The sequence below is a fragment of the Citrobacter sp. MGH106 genome, from assembly GCF_001037495.1.
Lineage (GTDB): Bacteria > Pseudomonadota > Gammaproteobacteria > Enterobacterales > Enterobacteriaceae > Citrobacter > Citrobacter murliniae.
This window is the reverse complement of the sequence record NZ_KQ089822.1, coordinates 2109553-2127309: the sequence shown is the minus strand read 5'-3', so window position 1 is coordinate 2127309 and position 17757 is coordinate 2109553. Positions and strand designations below refer to the sequence as shown.

At 51.5% G+C, this 17757-nt stretch carries 16 protein-coding genes and 1 pseudogene; 13 read left to right on the top strand and 4 right to left on the bottom strand.

Annotation, left to right across the window (positions count from 1 at the left end; all coding sequences use genetic code 11):
- The first annotated feature begins 5 nt into the window (after positions 1 to 5).
- The 4 genes from SK36_RS10115 to SK36_RS10100 all read left to right on the top strand — a co-directional run bounded on the left by SK36_RS10115 (position 6) and on the right by SK36_RS10100 (position 4893).
- Entirely contained in the window at positions 6 to 1745 is a 1740-nt protein-coding gene (locus SK36_RS10115) for a type I secretion system permease/ATPase (protein WP_045442891.1), read from the top strand.
- Between the two features lie 2 nt (positions 1746 to 1747).
- Positions 1748 to 3082 carry an HlyD family type I secretion periplasmic adaptor subunit gene (locus SK36_RS10110; protein ID WP_053069237.1) on the top strand — a complete coding sequence of 445 codons (1335 nt, stop codon included), beginning with the start codon at positions 1748 to 1750 and terminating at the stop codon, positions 3080 to 3082.
- Between the two features lie 143 nt (positions 3083 to 3225).
- Positions 3226 to 3513 carry a VF530 family protein gene (locus SK36_RS10105; RefSeq protein WP_048221447.1) on the top strand — a complete coding sequence of 96 codons (288 nt, stop codon included), beginning with the start codon at positions 3226 to 3228 and terminating at the stop codon, positions 3511 to 3513.
- Positions 3514 to 3525: 12 nt separating this feature from the next.
- Positions 3526 to 4893 (top strand): glycoside hydrolase family 10-like protein, encoded by a 1368-nt coding sequence (locus SK36_RS10100; RefSeq protein ID WP_048221446.1) that lies wholly within the window; start codon positions 3526 to 3528, stop codon positions 4891 to 4893.
- Positions 4894 to 4912: 19 nt separating this feature from the next.
- On the opposite strand, the pseudogene SK36_RS10095 reads toward SK36_RS10100, so the two are convergent.
- The 3 genes and pseudogenes from SK36_RS10095 to hdeB all read right to left on the bottom strand — a co-directional run.
- A pseudogene (locus SK36_RS10095) lies at positions 4913 to 5482 on the bottom strand (type II toxin-antitoxin system HipA family toxin); the annotation flags it as partial.
- Between the two features lie 81 nt (positions 5483 to 5563).
- Positions 5564 to 7507, bottom strand: a complete 1944-nt coding sequence (locus tag SK36_RS10090) for a methyl-accepting chemotaxis protein (RefSeq protein ID WP_048221445.1) — start codon at positions 7505 to 7507, stop codon at positions 5564 to 5566.
- Between the two features lie 155 nt (positions 7508 to 7662).
- Positions 7663 to 7992, bottom strand: coding sequence for an acid-activated periplasmic chaperone HdeB (gene hdeB, locus SK36_RS10085; protein WP_045442905.1), 330 nt, complete (start codon positions 7990 to 7992; stop codon positions 7663 to 7665).
- Between the two features lie 399 nt (positions 7993 to 8391).
- Between hdeB and SK36_RS10080 the strand changes: the two genes are divergently transcribed.
- From SK36_RS10080 to SK36_RS10050, 7 genes are read left to right on the top strand one after another with little or no spacing between them, the layout of a single operon-like run.
- On the top strand, positions 8392 to 9258 hold the full coding sequence (locus SK36_RS10080) for a MurR/RpiR family transcriptional regulator (RefSeq protein ID WP_045442908.1): 867 nt from the start codon (positions 8392 to 8394) through the stop codon (positions 9256 to 9258).
- Between the two features lie 14 nt (positions 9259 to 9272).
- Complete coding sequence (ddpX, locus tag SK36_RS10075; protein ID WP_045442911.1) at positions 9273 to 9860, top strand: D-alanyl-D-alanine dipeptidase; 588 nt, start codon at positions 9273 to 9275, stop codon at positions 9858 to 9860.
- Positions 9861 to 9875: 15 nt separating this feature from the next.
- Positions 9876 to 11438 (top strand): ABC transporter substrate-binding protein, encoded by a 1563-nt coding sequence (locus SK36_RS10070; RefSeq protein WP_048221444.1) that lies wholly within the window; start codon positions 9876 to 9878, stop codon positions 11436 to 11438.
- A gap of 44 nt (positions 11439 to 11482) precedes the next feature.
- Positions 11483 to 12505: an ABC transporter permease gene (locus SK36_RS10065; protein ID WP_048221443.1), complete on the top strand. Its 1023-nt coding sequence runs from the start codon at positions 11483 to 11485 to the stop codon at positions 12503 to 12505.
- Positions 12502 to 13398 carry a D,D-dipeptide ABC transporter permease gene (gene ddpC / locus SK36_RS10060; protein ID WP_045442920.1) on the top strand — a complete coding sequence of 299 codons (897 nt, stop codon included), beginning with the start codon at positions 12502 to 12504 and terminating at the stop codon, positions 13396 to 13398. The genes SK36_RS10065 and ddpC overlap by 4 nt, the downstream gene beginning before the upstream one ends.
- Positions 13395 to 14381 (top strand): ABC transporter ATP-binding protein, encoded by a 987-nt coding sequence (locus tag SK36_RS10055; RefSeq protein WP_048221442.1) that lies wholly within the window; start codon positions 13395 to 13397, stop codon positions 14379 to 14381. Before ddpC ends, SK36_RS10055 begins: the two co-directional genes overlap by 4 nt.
- On the top strand, positions 14374 to 15315 hold the full coding sequence (locus SK36_RS10050; RefSeq protein WP_045442926.1) for an oligopeptide/dipeptide ABC transporter ATP-binding protein: 942 nt from the start codon (positions 14374 to 14376) through the stop codon (positions 15313 to 15315). Before SK36_RS10055 ends, SK36_RS10050 begins: the two co-directional genes overlap by 8 nt.
- 33 nt (positions 15316 to 15348) lie before the next feature.
- Here SK36_RS10050 and SK36_RS10045 read toward each other — a convergent pair whose 3' ends face one another.
- Positions 15349 to 16239 carry a LysR family transcriptional regulator gene (locus tag SK36_RS10045; protein WP_045442929.1) on the bottom strand — a complete coding sequence of 297 codons (891 nt, stop codon included), beginning with the start codon at positions 16237 to 16239 and terminating at the stop codon, positions 15349 to 15351.
- Positions 16240 to 16381: 142 nt separating this feature from the next.
- Between SK36_RS10045 and SK36_RS10040 the strand changes: the two genes are divergently transcribed.
- Positions 16382 to 17089 carry a CoA transferase subunit A gene (locus SK36_RS10040; RefSeq protein ID WP_048221441.1) on the top strand — a complete coding sequence of 236 codons (708 nt, stop codon included), beginning with the start codon at positions 16382 to 16384 and terminating at the stop codon, positions 17087 to 17089.
- A 2-nt stretch (positions 17090 to 17091) separates the two neighbouring features.
- The gene (locus tag SK36_RS10035) at positions 17092 to 17748 is read left to right on the top strand and encodes a CoA transferase subunit B (RefSeq protein WP_045442935.1); all 657 of its coding nucleotides are present in this window, start codon (positions 17092 to 17094) and stop codon (positions 17746 to 17748) included.
- Positions 17749 to 17757: the final 9 nt, after the last annotated feature.

Sequence of the window (17757 nt, the reverse complement as noted above, 5' to 3'; positions counted from 1 at the left end):
AGACCATGTCGCGCCAGCATACGCCAACAGAACTGAATGATGCATTAAAAGGAACGAAACCCACTTTTCTTGTACTGTTATTTTTTAGTTGTGTGATTAATATGCTTATGCTGGCGCCGGCAATTTATATGCTACAGGTTTACGACCGTGTTCTGGTGAGTAAAAACACCACCACATTGTTAATGTTAACCTTATTGATTGTCGGCTTATACATCATCATTGCCATGATCGAATCTGCCCGTTCAAAGGTTATGGTTAGATTGGGTAACCGGCTTGATGTGAAATTGAGCCAACTGATTTTTAATTCGGCCTTTAAACGAAAAGTTGCCACCGGTGACAACAACCCCGCGCAGTCTTTAGCGGAGCTTGACCAGATCCGGCAATTTCTCTCCGGCAATAGCTTGTTTGCGTTACTGGATATTCCCTGGACGCCGATTTATCTATTTATCGCTTTTATTGTCCATCCCCTGTTGGGATATCTTTCGCTCGGTGGAATAACCCTGTTATTTATTCTGACGCTGGTATCAGAAATTGCCACCAAACGCCCTATCCAGCAAGCCCATGCGTTAACTATCACTAATGCCAGTAAACTGAATAAACAGTTGCAAAACTCCGATGCTATCGAAGCTATGGGAATGCTCTCCACCCTGAAATCCAACTGGCAGGAGCAGCATAATAAAGTACTGGTACTGCAAACACAGATAGCAGATAAAACGGCGGGATTAAGCAGTCTGAGTCGTTTTGTTCGGGTACTGCTGCAATCTATTGCGCTGGGTGCCGGTGCCTTACTGGTCATCGGCGGCCATATTACTCCGGGCCTGATGATTGCCGCGTCCATTATTCTTGGGCGAGTCCTGAACCCGGTCGAACAGGTTATCGGAAGCTGGAAACAGTTCGTGCAATTTCGCAGTGCGTGGCACCAGTTATCAAACCTGCTTAAAGAATACCCGGCGCCCAAAGACGTACTGCCCCTGCCGCGACCCAAAGGGAATATCAGCGTTGAGAGCGTATTCGCAGCGGCACCAGGCCAGCATGCACCGCTATTGCGTAATATCTCATTTCAGCTCGAACAAGGGGAAGTGCTGGGGATTATTGGCCCCTCGGCATCAGGAAAAACATCGCTGGCTAAAGTTCTGGTTGGCGTCTGGAAACCGTTATCGGGAAAAGTCAGGCTGGATGGCGCAGATATCTGCCAGTGGGACAAAGAATTGCTCGGCCCCTCGATCGGCTATCTTCCACAGGATGTTGAACTGTTTGATGGCTCTATTGCGCAAAATATCGCCCGCTTCACGAAAAATGATAGCGAACTGATTGTCGCTGCGGCGCAACTGGCAGGTGTACACGAGATGATCCTGCGTCTGCCCCAGGGATACGACACGTTACTGGGTGCTGGCGGGCACCAGCTCTCTGGCGGTCAACGCCAGCGCATCGGGCTGGCGCGCGCAGTCTACAATAACCCTGCATTTATTGTACTTGATGAGCCGAATGCCAATCTTGACGACGCCGGTGAATTCGCCCTCATCAAAGCTATTAATACCTTGCGTACACAAGGGCAAACCACCGTCATTATTTCACACAGACCCACACTACTCGGCGTGGTCAATAAGGTATTGCTTCTTAATGACGGAGCCATCCAGGAATTTGGTACCCGCGACCAGGTTTTTGCCAATCTACGGCAGGCCAATATATTAAAACCGGTTGCAACGTCTTCTTCATCCAACAATGAACAAAAACGCGAGGCATGAAGATGAAAAATAAAGACAAAATTGCTGACCATAGTGACGCTGCTGGTGTTGATACTAATATCTGGACGCCGATTATTCGCGGGATAATTGTCATTGCCCTCGGTGTAGGTGGCTTCTTACTGTGGGCGATTCAAGCCCCTCTTGATGCTGGTGTGGTCGCGGACGGCACGGTGACGGTCTCGAGCAACAGGAAGACAATTCAACATCTGAGCGGCGGACGGGTAACCGATATTTTTATTAAGGAAGGTGACGTCGTTAAAAAGAACCAGGTGTTAGTGCGTCTGGATAAAATGCAGCTTGATATGCGCTTCAGCGCATTAAATGCCCAATATATTTCAGCAAAAAGTATTGAAGACCGGTTACTGGCGGAAAGAGATGGTCTGGAGGCGATCGCTTTTAATGAGGCATTGACACAACAATTTTCCGGCAATAAACGTCTGGCTGATGTCAGAAACCTGCAAGCCAAACTCTTTGATACGCGACGTAAAACAATCCAGGATGAATTATCGATGATTCAGGAAACTCTCGATGGCCTGGTGGGACAAACGGATAATTTAAATAAAATAAAAGGCTATCGCGATCGCCAGTTCAATCTGATTAGCCGGGAATTAGGCGCTATTCGTGCGCTGAGTGAAAAAAATTATTATCCCAAAGCGCAATTGCTGGTGCTTGAGCGCGAGGCCGCTGAAATATCCAGTAGTGTCTCAGAAGACATTCTGAACATTGCCAGGCTCAAATCACAACAAAATGAATTGAAAATTAAAGCCTATCAGGTGCGTCATCAATATCTGCGGGAAGTAGAGTCTGAACTTACCGAGAATCAGAAAGAAGTGGCCATGCTGGAAGATGAACTGGTTTCAACCCGACATGAGCTGGATAACACGGAAATTCGCTCCCCGATTAACGGTATCGTGCTGGACGTTAAAGTCAGTACCGTCGGAGGAGTTATTCAGCCTGGCGAACATCTGATGGATATTGTCGCCGCCGGACAACCGATGCAAATCGATGCCAAAATACCGGTGCATGCCATTGATAAGCTGGCGCCGGGATTAACAGTAGATGTTCTGTTCCCTGCCCTTAACCATGCACTTTTGCCGTCAGTGCCTGCCCGTGTTCTGACCATCTCGGCTGATCGACTAATCGATGAAGCCACTCAGCAGCCCTATTATCTTGCAGAAGTGCAGGTTTCTTCTGAAGGTGCGCAATTGTTGGGCGATTACAAAATTAAAGCGGGGATGCCCGCCAGCGTGACGATAAAAACCGGAGAGCGGACATTTTTAAGCTATTTGTTCAAACCGCTGATCGCCCGCCTGGAACTGGCATTTAAAGAGTATTGATTAAGCGTAAGGAGGCATGGTGTTCATTAGCAAGCACCATGCCTGTTTATGCCATTGCTGGTTGCCCGGCTTTCTTGTAACCTTTCGCTTCGCAAGCCTGCTGCGCTAATCACTCAATCTGGAACTACTGAACTGGACTTCATATGAATGCTCATCTATCTAAAGACCCTTTACATGGCGTAACGCTTGAAATGCAGGTTAATGCGCTGGTTGAGCGCTTTGGTTGGGCTGAGTTGAGTCAACTTATTAATATCAACTGTTTTAAAAACGAGCCGAGCGTTAAATCCAGTTTAAAATTCCTGCGTCGTACGCCGTGGGCCCGCGCTGAAGTTGAAGCGCTGTATCTTTATTCCTTACACGATGTAGCCCCAAAAAACACCACAGCGCCTGCTATTGATCCCTGGGCTAACAGCCGTATTAATAAGAAATAAGAGCCATATCAGATGTCAGCACCCGGTTTTTTTTCAGGTAATCATCAAAAAAAGCTGGCGACACTCATCGCCCGTTCTCGCAATATGCTACCGGTATCCAACGCAAAATGGTTTGCTGCGCTCGTTGGCAGTATGCTTTTACTCGGCAGTTGTTCTTCAGAACCTCCCGGGAAGAAAACCACTCTGCAACCTCCGGTGACAACACCGCAACGCAGCCAGGAACCCGTGCGCGGCATCTGGCTGGCGACCGTTTCCCGTCTGGACTGGCCGCCGATATCCTCGGTAATCATTAGTTCACCAGCTGTGCGCATTAGTCAGCAGCAGAAAGCCCTGACGGATAAGCTGGATAATCTGAAACGCCTCGGGATCAATACCGTCTTTTTCCAGGTAAAACCGGACGCCACCGCGCTCTGGAAATCTAAAATCTTACCCTGGTCAGACACTCTGACAGGGAATATTGGTGAGGATCCTGGTTACGATCCGCTGCAGTTTATGCTCGACGAAGCACATAAACGCGGCATGAAAGTGCATGCCTGGTTTAACCCCTATCGCGTATCCGTCAACACCAAACCCGCAACGGTAGCAGAATTAAACCGGACGTTGACCCAACATCCATCCAGCGTCTATATCCTGCACCGGGACTGGATCCGCACGTCTGGCGAACGTTTTGTACTGGACCCAGGCATTCCGGAAGTACGAGACTGGATCACCGGTATCGTGGCGGAAGTCGTTGAGAACTACCCCGTCGATGGCGTGCAGTTCGATGACTATTTCTACACCGAGTCACCTGGCTCTGCGCTTAACGACACTCAGACTTTCAGAAAGTATGGCCAGGGATTTGACTCTAAAGCCGACTGGCGGCGGTATAACACGCAACGGTTAATCGAGCAGGTTTCGCAGACTATCAAAAAAATGAAACCTGAAGTGGAATTTGGCGTCAGTCCGGCAGGTGTATGGCGCAACCGTTCGCACGATCCGGCAGGTTCCGACACTCGGGGTGCAGCAGCATATGATGAGTCTTATGCCGATACGCGCCGTTGGGTGCAACAAGGATTGCTGGATTACATCGCACCACAGCTTTACTGGCCTTTCGCCCGCGATGCAGCGCGTTATGATGTGCTGGCAAAATGGTGGGCTGATGTCGTGAAATCAACCAATACGCGTCTGTATATTGGGGTAGCACTGTATAAAGTCGGAGAACGGTCATCGAAAGAGCCAGACTGGGCTGTGAAAGGTGGCGTACCGGAGTTGAAGAAACAGCTCGATTTAAACGAGTCTGACCCGCACATTAACGGCACGATCCTGTTCAGAGAAGATTACCTTAACCAACCGCAAACCCAGGATGCGGTCACCTATATTCGCGACCGCTGGGGGCGTTAGGTGTTGTCCGTCGCTGGCGCTACACCGTTAAGCGGCGGATATTTTCATTAATTTGTTGCTGAATAGTCTTCAGGGTGGCAGGTGTGATCTGCTCGGGGAATTTGTCTTTGGCTGTGTCACTCCATGCCGCGGCATACTCACTGACCCTGTCGATAATCTCGTTCACTCTTTCGGTAGATAGTTCGGCTTCTTTTTCGCCAAGTCTCTGGAGTTGTTTTCTTTCAATATCCAGCGCCTCTCCCATCACATCCATTTGATGATAGCCACCTGGTCCTTCACAGTATGTAACATCGTACGCCGGAGCCAGGGTCCAGTTGCCATCTGCCGACATCAAATAAGCAAAGTTTTTCGGATGATCGTCCCGGTTGTTGAATGCCACATTGAAGACAACCCGTTCAAAGGCTTTTGCTTTCTCCCGGACATCATTGGTGCAAATTTGGGTCGCACGTAAAAAGCTCCGGTAATCGAGAGCGCCAGGTATCTGGTAATTGGCTCCGGTAAGTGCCGCCAGACTTTGCATAGGAATACGCATCTCCTGCTGACGGTCAAACCGGCGGGTCGCAAAAGCAGCCTGCCCATCCGGCAGATTAAGCAACGTTATAAAGGATTTAACTATGCTGGCGTGCCATAAAATAAAAACGCCCTCGAAAGAGCGTTTTTATTGTCGTTATCAGGCAATTACCGGCTCGGGCAATCTGAACGAAGAAACCAGCGTCGCCAGCTGTTCCGCCTCTTCTTTCAGTACCTGAGTTCGTGCGGCAGCATCATCAATCAACGATGCGTTTTGCTGGACGGTGCTGTCCATTTCGGTAACGGCGAGCGTGACTTCGGAAACCCCTTTTCGCTGCTCTTCGCCTGCGACACGAATTTCACCCATCAATTGCCGCACCTGACGTACATTATTGACCAGTTCTTCCAGACGCTCACCGGCATTATGGATTTGCTGACTACCGCTGCCAACATGAGAAACCGACTCATCAATCAACGCCTTAATCTCCTGGGCGGCTGTCGCGCTACGCTGCGCCAGCGTGCGAACTTCCGATGCAACAACGGCAAATCCTCTGCCCGCATCGCCTGCCCGGGCTGCCTCGACTGCGGCATTCAAAGCAAGAATGTTTGTCTGGAATGCAATACTGTCGATGACCGCGACAATTTCCACCATTCGTCCTGAAGAGTTGCTGACATTATCCATAGTAGAGATAACTCCCTGCATGACATCTCCGCATCGGTTAGCCGTTTGCGCGGTGCTATCAGATAACTCATCAGCCAGTTGTGTGTTGCTCGCATTTTGATGAACGGTCGCATTAAGTTGTTCCATCGCGGCAGAGCTTTCTTCCAGTGCCGCAGCCTGCTGCGTCACGCGTGAAGAGAGTTCCATATTGCTGTCCGCGAGGCTGACCGCATTATTTGCCACCACCACGCTACTGCTTCTGACGGTGATCAGGATGGCTGAAATTTTATCAACAAACAGATTAAACGCCTCTGCGATAGCCGATATCTCATCTTTACCGCGAACATCCAGTCGGCGGGTCAGATCACCTTCCCCTTGTGCAATGTCATCAAGCGCACGGCGGGTATCATCCAGACGCGAGATCAGCCTGCGAACCACCAGCCAGGATCCTGCCAACAGGATCGTCATAACAGGGATCAATACCTCCAGCACGTCCTGCATCATCACTTTGGCTAAACCAACAATACGTGATTCCGGCGTCACCAGACCGACAACCCAACCGGTATCTGCCATTGGAAACAGCATCACCCGTGATGGCGTATTCAGCACGTTATCGTTTTCAAGCGTAATGGTCTTCACGCCGTCAGCCGCGCGAAGTGACTTCAGACCATTTTCCACCGGCGCGAGCCATTCCGCACTGCGCGCCAGCTCGCTGAAAGTTTTAAATTTCGAATTATCAGCTTGTGGGAAGTAGAGGATCTGCCCTTGCTTATCCACCACGAACGCATAACCGCCAGTGCTGTTTCCCTGCTGTTGCATAAACGTGGCGACGTTATCCAGACGAATATCGGTGGTAGCCACCCCGGCGAACTTGCCCGACAGTTGGTACGGGATACTACAGGTCACCATATTTACACCAGAACTTGAATCCTGATAAACATCAGACCACAGGCAACTGTTTTGCGAATGACCTTTCGCATGTTGGTACCAGGTTTCATTGTGATAACCAGCAGATCCTTCTGCATTATAATCATTGGAAAAATCCAGTTTACCCTCAGCGTTTCGCGCCCAGAAAAAGCTACGCTTCTCCACGCCAGCGGTAAACGCATCAGGTTCTGGCCAAATCCCACCGCCGGTAATAATAGAATTGTTATCTTCTCCAATCAGGTGCGGTACGACACGTTGATACAAAGATTCATCGTTGGGCAGAACTTCAGCCAGCCGTGACAGGCTGACGGTTTCGCCCTCGATACGAGAGAGAACGGTACTCAATTGACGGGTTAAACCTTGCCCCGTTTCTTCGATCAGGTCGGTGTTGATTTCAACGACGCGCGGCTGACCGCGCCAGAGCATAATCGCAACAATAACCAGAGTGGTAACTGCAAGCAGCAGAATGCCACCAATGGTTAAGCGCGTTGAAATACGAGTAGGATACCAGGCCATACAAACTCCTTCTGTAAAAGGCTAACTTTTACCCAGTATCGGCACAGGAGTTTATATCTTTATAAAGTTTTCTTAAGTATTACAAAACAAATTAGTGACGTTGTCACGAATAGCAAAACCCAGCACTTTGGCTGGGCTTTAATACATGCTTAATCTTATTTAGATAATTCTTTTTTGATTTCTTCTTTTATTTTGCTTAATTCACTTTGCGGATGTTTTTTGCAAAGTTCAACGGTCAGAGGCACCGCAGTGGTGATAGTCTCGTTATAGTCGACGAAGTCACCGCCTTTGAAGTCTTCATCTTCATTCAGTACCCAGAAGGCAACCGGAGCCATAGTTTGCGGGTTCAAATCAATAAACTCCTGGCAGCTCATGCCTTTCGGAGTCACTTCAGTTTTAGCGTTATCAGTTGCTGCATTGACGCTTACACTGGTTAACAGCGCTGCGACCAGAACACCTGCTGTAGAAAGGGAGAATTTATTCATTGTAGTACTCCATTTATAATATAGATAATATCTACACTTGCGCTTTAAACCGTTAATGTAGTTCGCAAAAAATAATACCCCTACCGTTAGAAGAATAAAGATGGTCATCATTGATATGGCTGAAATTTATATTTCACATTACTAATTCTGATGTCTGGAGGAAAATGTTGCGCACAATGTGATCGTTCCGACGAAATCAACAGATTGATCCCCCACTTCCCCTGCCTTTGCACCAAAACTGAACTACGCTGCACAAATGTTGATCATTGGTTAATAAATATAAGTGTTTTTTAACAAAAAAACGCAGCGTACCGTTGTCGCTGACATGGCACGCATCCTGCATTGTTAATCAAGTAACAACGAAACAGCATCTGACAAACAACTAACAGCGAGACGGTGATGACATCAAAACCTGAGTTATTTGCCCGTATTGAACAGACGTTTAGTCAGCTAACGCCCAGTGAAAAGCGCGTTGCCGGCTGGCTGTTAGCGCACGCAGCACAGATCCCTTTTGAGACGGCTGATGGTATCGCAAAAGCGACAGGAACCAGCGGCATCACCGTAGGTCGCTATCTACGCAAACTGGGTTTTCGCAACCTGGAAGATGCCAAAACCAGTCTACGAGAGTTGCCACTAATCCCCTATCAACCCTGGGGAATGAATGAACGCCTGGATTCCTGGCATCAACAGCAAAGCCTTCCCGATCGCGTACATCAGTCGCTGCTGCTTGAGATTGACGCCATTACCCATGTTTACCAGTTGGCGCAAAGCGAAACATTTTTACGCATTGCACAGCAACTGGCCCATGCAGAAGCCGTGTATATCCTCGGGATCCAGTCCACCAGAGGGATCGCCAATGCCTTTTTTAGTCATCTGGAATACCTGCGCCCAAAAGTGAGTTACTCCGAAGGGCTTTCCGGAAGTTGGGTTGAGTCGCTGAATTCAGGGTTCAAACGGCCTTATGTGGTGATAACCGATACGCGTGCCTACGCCGCAATGTCGCGACAATATTGCCGGGTAGCCAGCGAACGCGGCATCCCTATCGCACTAATAACCGATGTCTGGTGCCCCTGGGCCAGAGACTATGCCATTGATTTAATACAGGTAAAAACCGACACCGGACACTTCTGGGATTCCCTTGCCCCGGTAAGTTGTCTGTTCAACTTATTACTCTCCGCGGTGGTGGCGCAACTGGGCGACTCCCTAGCGGAGCGCCTGCAAGCCAATCGTCAGTTACAACAACAATTTGGTCAATTCGAACAATAAACAGGAACCGTGCTATGTCAGAGACCCCAGAACTGGTCGATCTGTCAGTGATATTCCCGTCACTGCATATCGATCTCAAATATGCCACGACCGATAACATTACCGGCGCGCCTATCTATCGGGAAGCGCGTTGCCTGTTACACAGCGATGCGGTCGCTGGGCTGGCCAAAAGCATCAGCATTGCGCAACTGGCGGGGTTATCCCTGGTGGTATACGACGCGTATCGCCCGCAGCAGGCTCAGGCGCTACTGTGGAATGCCTGTCCCGATCCTCAATATGTCGTGGACGTGGCGATTGGTTCCAATCATAGCCGTGGAACGGCCATCGACGTCACGCTGATGGATGAACGCGGCAATGTCCTCGATATGGGAGCTGGTTTTGATGAAATGCACGATCGTTCCCATGCCTGGCATCCTTCTGTGCCCCCGAAAGCGCAGCGTAACCGACTGTTGCTCAACGCCATTATGTCTGGCGGCGGTTTTGTCGGGATAAGCAGCGAGTGGTGGCATTTTGAATTGCCCAATGCCGCACGCTATCCGCTGCTTGATGATTATTTTTCCTGTTTTACTGCCCCACAAATAACAACACAACATCCCCTTTGATTCTGGAGCCTGGTTATGAAGACTACACCTGCATTGAGATCGTTTTTTCGCCCCGCTCTGATTGCCGTCGCACTGTCGGTGGCCTTGCCCGCCGCCCAGGCCGCCGTACCTAAGGACATGCTGGTCATTGGTAAAGCAGCCGACCCACAAACGCTGGATCCCGCCGTGACGATAGATAACAACGACTGGACGGTCACCTATCCCTCTTATCAGCGTCTGGTCCAGTACAAAACAGCAGGTGGCAAAGGTTCCACAGAGGTTGAAGGTGATTTGGCCAGCAACTGGAAAGCATCTGACGATCATAAAGAGTGGACGTTTACCCTGAAAAATGACGCTAAATTTGCCGACGGTACTCCCGTTACGGCTGAGGCGGTGAAGCAATCCTTTGAGCGTTTACTCAAAATTGGTCAGGGACCTGCTGAGGCATTCCCGAAAGATCTGAAGATTGAAGCCATTGATGCCAGTACGGTGAAATTTATCCTCAGCCAGCCGTTCGCGCCATTCCTCTATACGCTGGCGAATGACGGCGCGTCGATTATCAACCCGGTTATCTTAAAAGAGCACGCCGCTGATGATGCACGTGGGTTCCTGGCGCAAAACACAGCGGGTTCCGGTCCCTTCATGTTGAAGAGCTGGCAAAAAGGGCAGCAACTGGTACTGGTTCCGAATCCCCACTATCCGGGTCCCAAGCCAGCGTTTAAACGCGTATCAGTAAAAATCATCGGTGAGAGCGCTTCCCGCCGGTTGCAATTGTCGCGCGGCGATATTGACATTGCCGATGCGTTGCCTGTTGACCAGCTTTCCGCCTTAAAACAGGAAGGAAAGGTCAACGTGGCGGATTACCCTTCTCTGCGTGTCACCTATCTGTATCTGAACAACAGTAAAGCGCCGCTCAATCAGGTGGACTTGCGCCGTGCTATCTCCTGGTCAACTGATTATAAGGGCATGGTGAAAGGCATTTTGAGCGGCAACGGTAAACAGATGCGCGGCCCGATCCCCGAAGGTATGTGGGGCTTTGATGAAAAGGCGATGCAGTACAATTTTGACGAAGCCAAAGCAAAAGCCGAGTGGGATAAAGTTGCGACGAAGCCCGACAGTCTGAGTTTTCTCTACTCTGATAATGACCCTAACTGGGAGCCAATTGCCCTCGCCACACAAGCCAGCCTCGGCAAGCTGGGTATAAAAGTGAAGCTCGAAAAGCTGGCGAATGCCACCATGCGTGACCGTGTAGGCAAAGGAGATTACGACATTGCTATCGGCAACTGGAGCCCGGACTTCGCTGATCCGTACATGTTCATGAACTACTGGTTTGAGTCAGATAAGAAAGGTTTACCGGGGAACCGTTCATTCTATGAAAACAGCGAGGTCGATAAGCTGCTCCAGAGTGCGCTGGCAACCACCGATCAGGTCGCCAGAACGAAGGATTATCAGCAGGCGCAAAACATCGTTATTGATGAAGCTGCCTACGTCTATTTATTCCAGAAAAACTACCAACTGGCGATGAACAAAGACGTCAAAGGATTTGTATTCAACCCCATGCTGGAACAGGTCTTCAATATCTCCACCATGAGTAAATAAGCCACGTTTATGCGGAGCCAAATTGGCTCCGCAAGGGGAAGCCAATGACTTTCTGGAGCATTTTACGCCAGCGCTGCTGGGGACTTATCCTGGTGGTCGCCGGTGTTTGTGTGATCACTTTTATTATTTCGCACCTGATCCCAGGTGACCCCGCGCGGCTGCTGGCAGGCGATCGCGCCAGCGATGAAATTGTCGAAAATATTCGCCAGCAATTAGGGTTGAATCAGCCGCTGTATGTACAATTTTTTCGCTACGTCAGCGATATTTTTCAGGGGGATTTAGGGACATCTATCCGTACCGGGCGTCCGGTAATGGATGAACTGCGCGTCTTTTTCCCCGCCACGCTTGAGCTGGCTTTCTGCTCTCTGCTGCTGGCGCTCATTATTGGCATCCCGCTGGGCATTTTATCTGCTGTCTGGCGTAACCGCTGGCTCGACCATATCGTACGCCTGATGGCTATCACCGGCATATCAACACCCGCGTTCTGGTTGGGTCTGGGCGTCATCGTACTGTTTTACGGCCATCTGCAGATTTTGCCCGGTGGCGGACGACTGGATGACTGGCTGGATCCCCCCACGCACGTTACCGGGTTCTACCTGATAGACGCACTTCTCGAAGGTAATGGCGAGGTCTTTTTCAATGCTCTCCAGCACCTGATCCTGCCGTCTCTGACGCTGGCTTTTGTACATCTGGGGATTGTCGCCCGTCAAATTCGCTCAGCCATGCTGGAACAGCTTAGCGAAGATTATATTCGCACCGCCCGCGCCAGTGGTTTACCGGGCTGGTACATCATTTTGTGTTATGCACTGCCCAATGCGCTTATTCCATCAATAACCGTTCTCGGCCTCGCGCTGGGCGATCTGCTCTACGGCGCAGTACTAACCGAAACGGTTTTTGCGTGGCCGGGAATGGGGGCCTGGGTGGTGACCTCTATTCAGGCGCTTGATTTCCCGGCGGTAATGGGATTTGCCGTTGTGGTTTCTTTGGCTTACGTACTGGTGAATCTGGTGGTGGATTTACTGTATTTGTGGATTGATCCGCGAATCGGACGAGGAGGCGCTGAATGATGCTTACGCAAGAAACACCAGCCCCGTCCCCGCCAGCGCGCCAGCGCGTTGACTGGGCAAAACTGTTTTGGATGATGAAAAGCAGTCCGCTAACGCTGATTGGTGGCGCGATCATTGTGTTGATGCTGCTGATGATGGTGTTGTCGCCGTGGATCACGCCTCACGATCCCAATGCAATCGACCTGACTGCACGTCTGCTTCCCCCGTCTGCAGCACACTGGTTTGGTACCGATGAGGTGGGCCGTGATTTGTTCAGTCGCGTACTGGTGGGAAGCCAGCAATCGATCGTCGCCGGACTGGTCGTGGTGGGTATTGCCGGAGGCGTCGGTTCGCTGGTTGGCTGCCTGTCGGGTGTGATGGGTGGACGTGCTGATGCGATTATCATGCGCATCATGGATGTCATGCTGTCGATCCCTTCGCTGGTGCTGACGATGGCGCTGGCCGCCGCCCTGGGACCCAGCCTGTTTAACGCGATGCTGGCAATTGCGATTGTACGTATTCCTTTCTATGTCCGACTGGCCCGTGGGCAAACGTTGGTGGTTCGCCAGTTTACTTATGTGCAGGCCGCCCGCACTTACGGCGCATCACGCTGGCATCTGATTAGCTGGCATATATTACGCAATTCGCTGCCGCCCCTTATCGTGCAGGCGTCGCTGGACATAGGTAGTGCGATCCTGATGGCTGCCACGCTTGGGTTTATCGGTTTGGGGGCGCAACAGCCCAGTGCAGAATGGGGGGCGATGGTGGCGATAGGTCGCAACTATGTACTTGATCAATGGTGGTATTGCGCATTCCCCGGAGCCGCCATATTGATTACTGCCGTCGGTTTTAATCTCTTTGGCGACGGTATCCGCGATCTGCTGGACCCGAAAGCCGGAGGAAAACAGTCATGACACGGCCTGTACTGGAAATTGAGAATTTACACCTGAGCTTCCCCGGTTATAAAGCAGACGTTCATGCACTAAACCATGTCTCGCTACATATCAACCGCGGGGAGATTGTCGGCGTGGTCGGTGAGTCCGGCTCTGGTAAATCAGTGACAGCCATGCTCGCCATGCGCCTGCTGCCGGAGGGAAGTTATCGAATTCATCAGGGACGCGTGTCGCTGCTCGGTGAAGATGTTCTGAACGCCACTGAGAAGCAAATGCGTAAATGGCGCGGTGAGCGCGTGGCGATGATTTTCCAGGAGCCAATGACGGCGCTGAATCCGACCCGGCGTATCGGCCAGCAAATGGTGGAAGTGATCCGTCATCATCAATCAGTCAGTCGTGGTGATGCCCGCCAGAAAGCCATCGCTTTACTGGAGGAAATGCAAATCCCGGACGCCCCTGAGGTGATGTCGCGCTTCCCGTTTGAGCTGTCCGGTGGAATGCGCCAGCGCGTGATGATTGCGCTGGCCTTTTCCTGCGAACCGGATCTGATTATCGCTGATGAACCAACGACGGCGCTGGATGTGACGGTACAACTGCAAGTGCTGCGTTTGCTCAGGCATAAAGCGCGGGCCAGCGGCACGGCTGTGCTGTTTATCAGCCATGATATGGCGGTGGTATCGCAACTGTGCGACAGGTTGTACGTCATGTACGCCGGAAGTGTCATCGAAAGCGGCCCGACGCAAACCGTCATTCAGCATCCAACACATCCCTACTCCATTGGTCTGCTGAAATGTGCGCCGGAACACGGCCAACCACGCACCCCGTTACCCGCTATTCCGGGGACGGTACCAAACCTGACCTGTTTACCCGCAGGATGTGCATTCCGTGAGCGCTGTTTTGCTGCGGGATCACGGTGTGATGAGAACCCTGCGTTACGCAGTCAGGGGCTATCAGATCAGCAATCCGCCTGCTGGTATCCGCAACTGGAGGCAACGCATGTCTGACATTTTACTGGCACTACAGGATGTCCATGTCAACTTTCCCGCCCGTAAAAACTGGCTTGGTAAGGTGACTGAACGCGTGCATGCGCTCAACGGTATGGACTTACAGATCCGTCAGGGTGAAACGCTGGGTATTGTCGGCGAATCAGGCTGTGGGAAAAGCACTCTGGCGCAGTTGTTAATGGGTATGCTCAAGCCGACTCAGGGGCAATATATCCGCAGCGAGGAGCAACAAACTGGCGCAAGCAGCGGTATGCAAATGGTGTTTCAGGACCCGCTTTCGTCGCTGGATCCTCGCCTGCCCGTCTGGCGAATCATTACTGAACCGGTATGGATCCAGAAACGTAGTCCCGAACGAGAACGTCGCGCGCTTGCCGAAGATTTAGCCCAGCAGGTTGGCATCCGTCCTGAATATCTGGACCGTCTGCCCCACGCGTTTTCCGGTGGACAGCGTCAGCGTATTGCCATTGCCAGGGCATTATCATCAAAGCCGGATGTGATCGTGCTCGATGAACCCACCTCGGCGCTGGATATCTCCGTACAAGCGCAAATTCTTAACCTGCTGGTATCCCTACAGGCGCGCAGAAAGCTGACCTTTGTGCTGATATCACATAACGTGTCAGTTATCCGGCATATGAGCGACCGGGTAGCGGTAATGTACCTTGGGCAAATTGTCGAACTGGGCGACGCGCAGCAGGTTTTGACGCATCCGGCCCACCCTTACACCCGTTTATTGCTGGATTCAGTTCCTAAAACGGGCGCGCCACTGGCAGAAGATTTGCTATTACGTAAAACCGAACTGCCGGGAAATCGTACCTTACCCCAGGGATGTTATTTCCGCGACCGGTGCCCGCTTGCAACCAGCGGGTGTGAACAGAAGCAGTCATTGCTCAAAAGTGAAAGCGGAAGTGAAGTCCGCTGCTGGCGGGCCACATAAGATCCACCAAGCGTATCATGCCTGACAACAATATCAGGCACGGTACGCTTTTTTCAGCGAGTCCACTAACACCTCGGAAGCTGTCGACAATTTATGATGCGCAGAGCGAAGGATGCCGATGCGTCGTTGTATAACCGGGCTGTCCAGCTCAATACAGGTTGCGCCAAGTTCGGTCATCTGCGTGCGGCAGAGCGCGGGTACTGCGCTGCCGCCTAGTCCGTTCGCCACCAGTCGTCCGATGGTCACCAGTTGATGGCTCTCCAGTGCAACCTCCAGCGAATGACCACTTTGTACCAGTTGTTCTTCCAGCATCAGACGTACGGCTGAAGGTCGTTGCAGTGTAATGAAATCCAGCGTCAGCAGTTCCTTCCATGTAATTCGCTCCCGGCCTGCAAGTCGACACGTCGGAGGCACAATAGCGATAAACCTGTCCATACCGAGCGGCGTGAAATGGAGGTGACCTGAATAGTCCGGCTCGAAGGCGATCCCCATTTCCACCCGCCCTTCACTCACCATTTCGATGACCTGCTCGTTAATGACATCGTGAACCGTCACATTGATACCGCCATAACAGTCACGAAAGGTTTTGAGTACCGGTGGCAGCACATTAGTGGCAAACGATGGCATTGCCGCAATAGAAATTTTGCCACGTTGCAGCGTAAAGCGCTGACGCATCGCTTCTTCCGTATTTTCCCAGTCTGCAAGCAGTTGCCGCCCCATCGTCAGTAGTGTTTCTCCCTCCTGCGTCAGGGTCACTTTACGGGTAGTTCTCAGCAGTAAAGCTCCTCCCAGCGAATCCTCCAGTCCTTTAATCGCCAGACTTAAGGCTGGCTGTGACATATTCAGCCGTTCGCTGGCATGAGCAAAATTCAGAGTGTGAGCTACCGCTAAAAACGCGCGTAACTGTTTGATGCTCATTCTCATTTCTCATTCCCTTAACTTGTTGAATACCTTTAATTAACATTAAATTGATAAAAAAACCCAATGAGTGAGTCACAAATTTAAAATTAACAAATCATTTTTCACCCCCAATGATGTCGGCAAGGACAACTGGAGGGGCAAGTGTATGGCTGGACTGGATAAACGGGTCGCCACCTGGCAAGAGGCGCTGGAAGGACTGACCGATAACATGACGCTGCTGGCTGGCGGGTTTGGCTTATGTGGTATTCCCGAGAATCTGATAGCTGAAGTTCGTCGTCGGGAGGTTCAGGGACTCACGGTCGTGTCTAACAACTGTGGTGTAGATGGTTTTGGCCTCGGCGTACTGCTCGAAACCCGCCAGGTACGCAAAGTGGTGGCTTCCTACGTTGGTGAAAATGCGCTGTTTGAGAAGCAGGTACTCAGCGGTGAGCTGGAAGCGATTCTGACGCCACAGGGCACGCTGGCAGAGCAGTTGCGCGCGGGCGGCGCGGGGATCCCGGCTTTCTTCACCGCAACCGGATACGGCACTCCCGTGGCTGAAGGTAAAGAAGTTCGCGAGTTTGCCGGACGTCCGTACATCATGGAACAGGCGATAACCGGAGATTTCGCGCTGGTAAAAGGCTGGAAAGCCGACTGGTACGGCAACGTTATATACCGCCATACCGCACAGAATTTTAATCCGTTGATGGCGGCTGCCGGGCGCATCACGGTCGTCGAAGTTGAAGAGATTGTTCCTCCCGGAGAGCTGGATCCCGCGGCAATTCACACTCCCGGAATTTTTGTTAACCGCATTATTCAGGGCAAGTTTGAAAAACGCATTGAGCAACGCACCCTACGGCACAAAGGAGCCTGACCATGTTAACGCGTGAACAAATGGCGATGCGTGTCGCCCGCGAGCTGCGCGACGGCTATTACGTCAATCTGGGTATTGGTATTCCGACCCTGGTAGCGAATTACATCCCCGACGGTATGGACGTGATGCTGCAATCGGAGAATGGTCTGCTCGGGATGGGGCCGTTTCCCACCGAAGATGAACTGGATGCCGACATGATCAATGCCGGGAAACAGACTGTTACGGCGCGTAAAGGCGCGGCGATTTTCGACTCGGCGCAATCCTTCGCCATGATCCGCGGCGGTCATGTCGACCTGACGGTGCTCGGTGCATTTGAAGTGGATACCAACGGCAATATCGCGTCATGGATGATCCCCGGAAAAATGGTGAAAGGCATGGGCGGCGCGATGGATCTGGTGGCTGGCGCAGAAAACATCATTGTCGTGATGACGCATGCTTCCAAAAGTGGCGAATCCAAGCTGCTTCCTGCCTGTACCCTGCCGCTGACCGGCGTTGCCTGTATTAAACGCGTGCTGACCGACCTGGCACTGCTGGAAATCGCTGACGGCGCCTTCATTCTGCGCGAGCGTGCCCCTGGCGTCAGCGTGGACGACATTGTCGCCAGAACCGCAGGCAAACTGGTCGTCCCCGATCACGTGCCTGAAATGCAATTTAACTGAGGAACTGAC

Excerpts from the sequence above, each read along its gene's own strand:
- SK36_RS10070 (WP_048221444.1), top strand. The coding sequence starts at position 9,876 with ATGAAGACTACACCTGCATTGAGATCGTTTTTTCGCCCCGCTCTGATT.
- ddpC (WP_045442920.1), top strand. The coding sequence starts at position 12,502 with ATGATGCTTACGCAAGAAACACCAGCCCCGTCCCCGCCAGCGCGCCAG.
- SK36_RS10115 (WP_045442891.1), top strand. The coding sequence starts at position 6 with ATGTCGCGCCAGCATACGCCAACAGAACTGAATGATGCATTAAAAGGA.
- SK36_RS10065 (WP_048221443.1), top strand. The coding sequence starts at position 11,483 with ATGACTTTCTGGAGCATTTTACGCCAGCGCTGCTGGGGACTTATCCTG.
- ddpX (WP_045442911.1), top strand. The coding sequence starts at position 9,273 with ATGTCAGAGACCCCAGAACTGGTCGATCTGTCAGTGATATTCCCGTCA.
- SK36_RS10080 (WP_045442908.1), top strand. The coding sequence starts at position 8,392 with ATGACATCAAAACCTGAGTTATTTGCCCGTATTGAACAGACGTTTAGT.
- SK36_RS10105 (WP_048221447.1), top strand. The coding sequence starts at position 3,226 with ATGAATGCTCATCTATCTAAAGACCCTTTACATGGCGTAACGCTTGAA.
- SK36_RS10055 (WP_048221442.1), top strand. The coding sequence starts at position 13,395 with ATGACACGGCCTGTACTGGAAATTGAGAATTTACACCTGAGCTTCCCC.
- SK36_RS10110 (WP_053069237.1), top strand. The coding sequence starts at position 1,748 with ATGAAAAATAAAGACAAAATTGCTGACCATAGTGACGCTGCTGGTGTT.
- SK36_RS10045 (WP_045442929.1), bottom strand. The coding sequence starts at position 16,239 with ATGAGAATGAGCATCAAACAGTTACGCGCGTTTTTAGCGGTAGCTCAC.
- hdeB (WP_045442905.1), bottom strand. The coding sequence starts at position 7,992 with ATGAATAAATTCTCCCTTTCTACAGCAGGTGTTCTGGTCGCAGCGCTG.
- SK36_RS10090 (WP_048221445.1), bottom strand. The coding sequence starts at position 7,507 with ATGGCCTGGTATCCTACTCGTATTTCAACGCGCTTAACCATTGGTGGC.
- SK36_RS10050 (WP_045442926.1), top strand. The coding sequence starts at position 14,374 with ATGTCTGACATTTTACTGGCACTACAGGATGTCCATGTCAACTTTCCC.
- SK36_RS10100 (WP_048221446.1), top strand. The coding sequence starts at position 3,526 with ATGTCAGCACCCGGTTTTTTTTCAGGTAATCATCAAAAAAAGCTGGCG.
- SK36_RS10040 (WP_048221441.1), top strand. The coding sequence starts at position 16,382 with ATGGCTGGACTGGATAAACGGGTCGCCACCTGGCAAGAGGCGCTGGAA.
- SK36_RS10035 (WP_045442935.1), top strand. The coding sequence starts at position 17,092 with ATGTTAACGCGTGAACAAATGGCGATGCGTGTCGCCCGCGAGCTGCGC.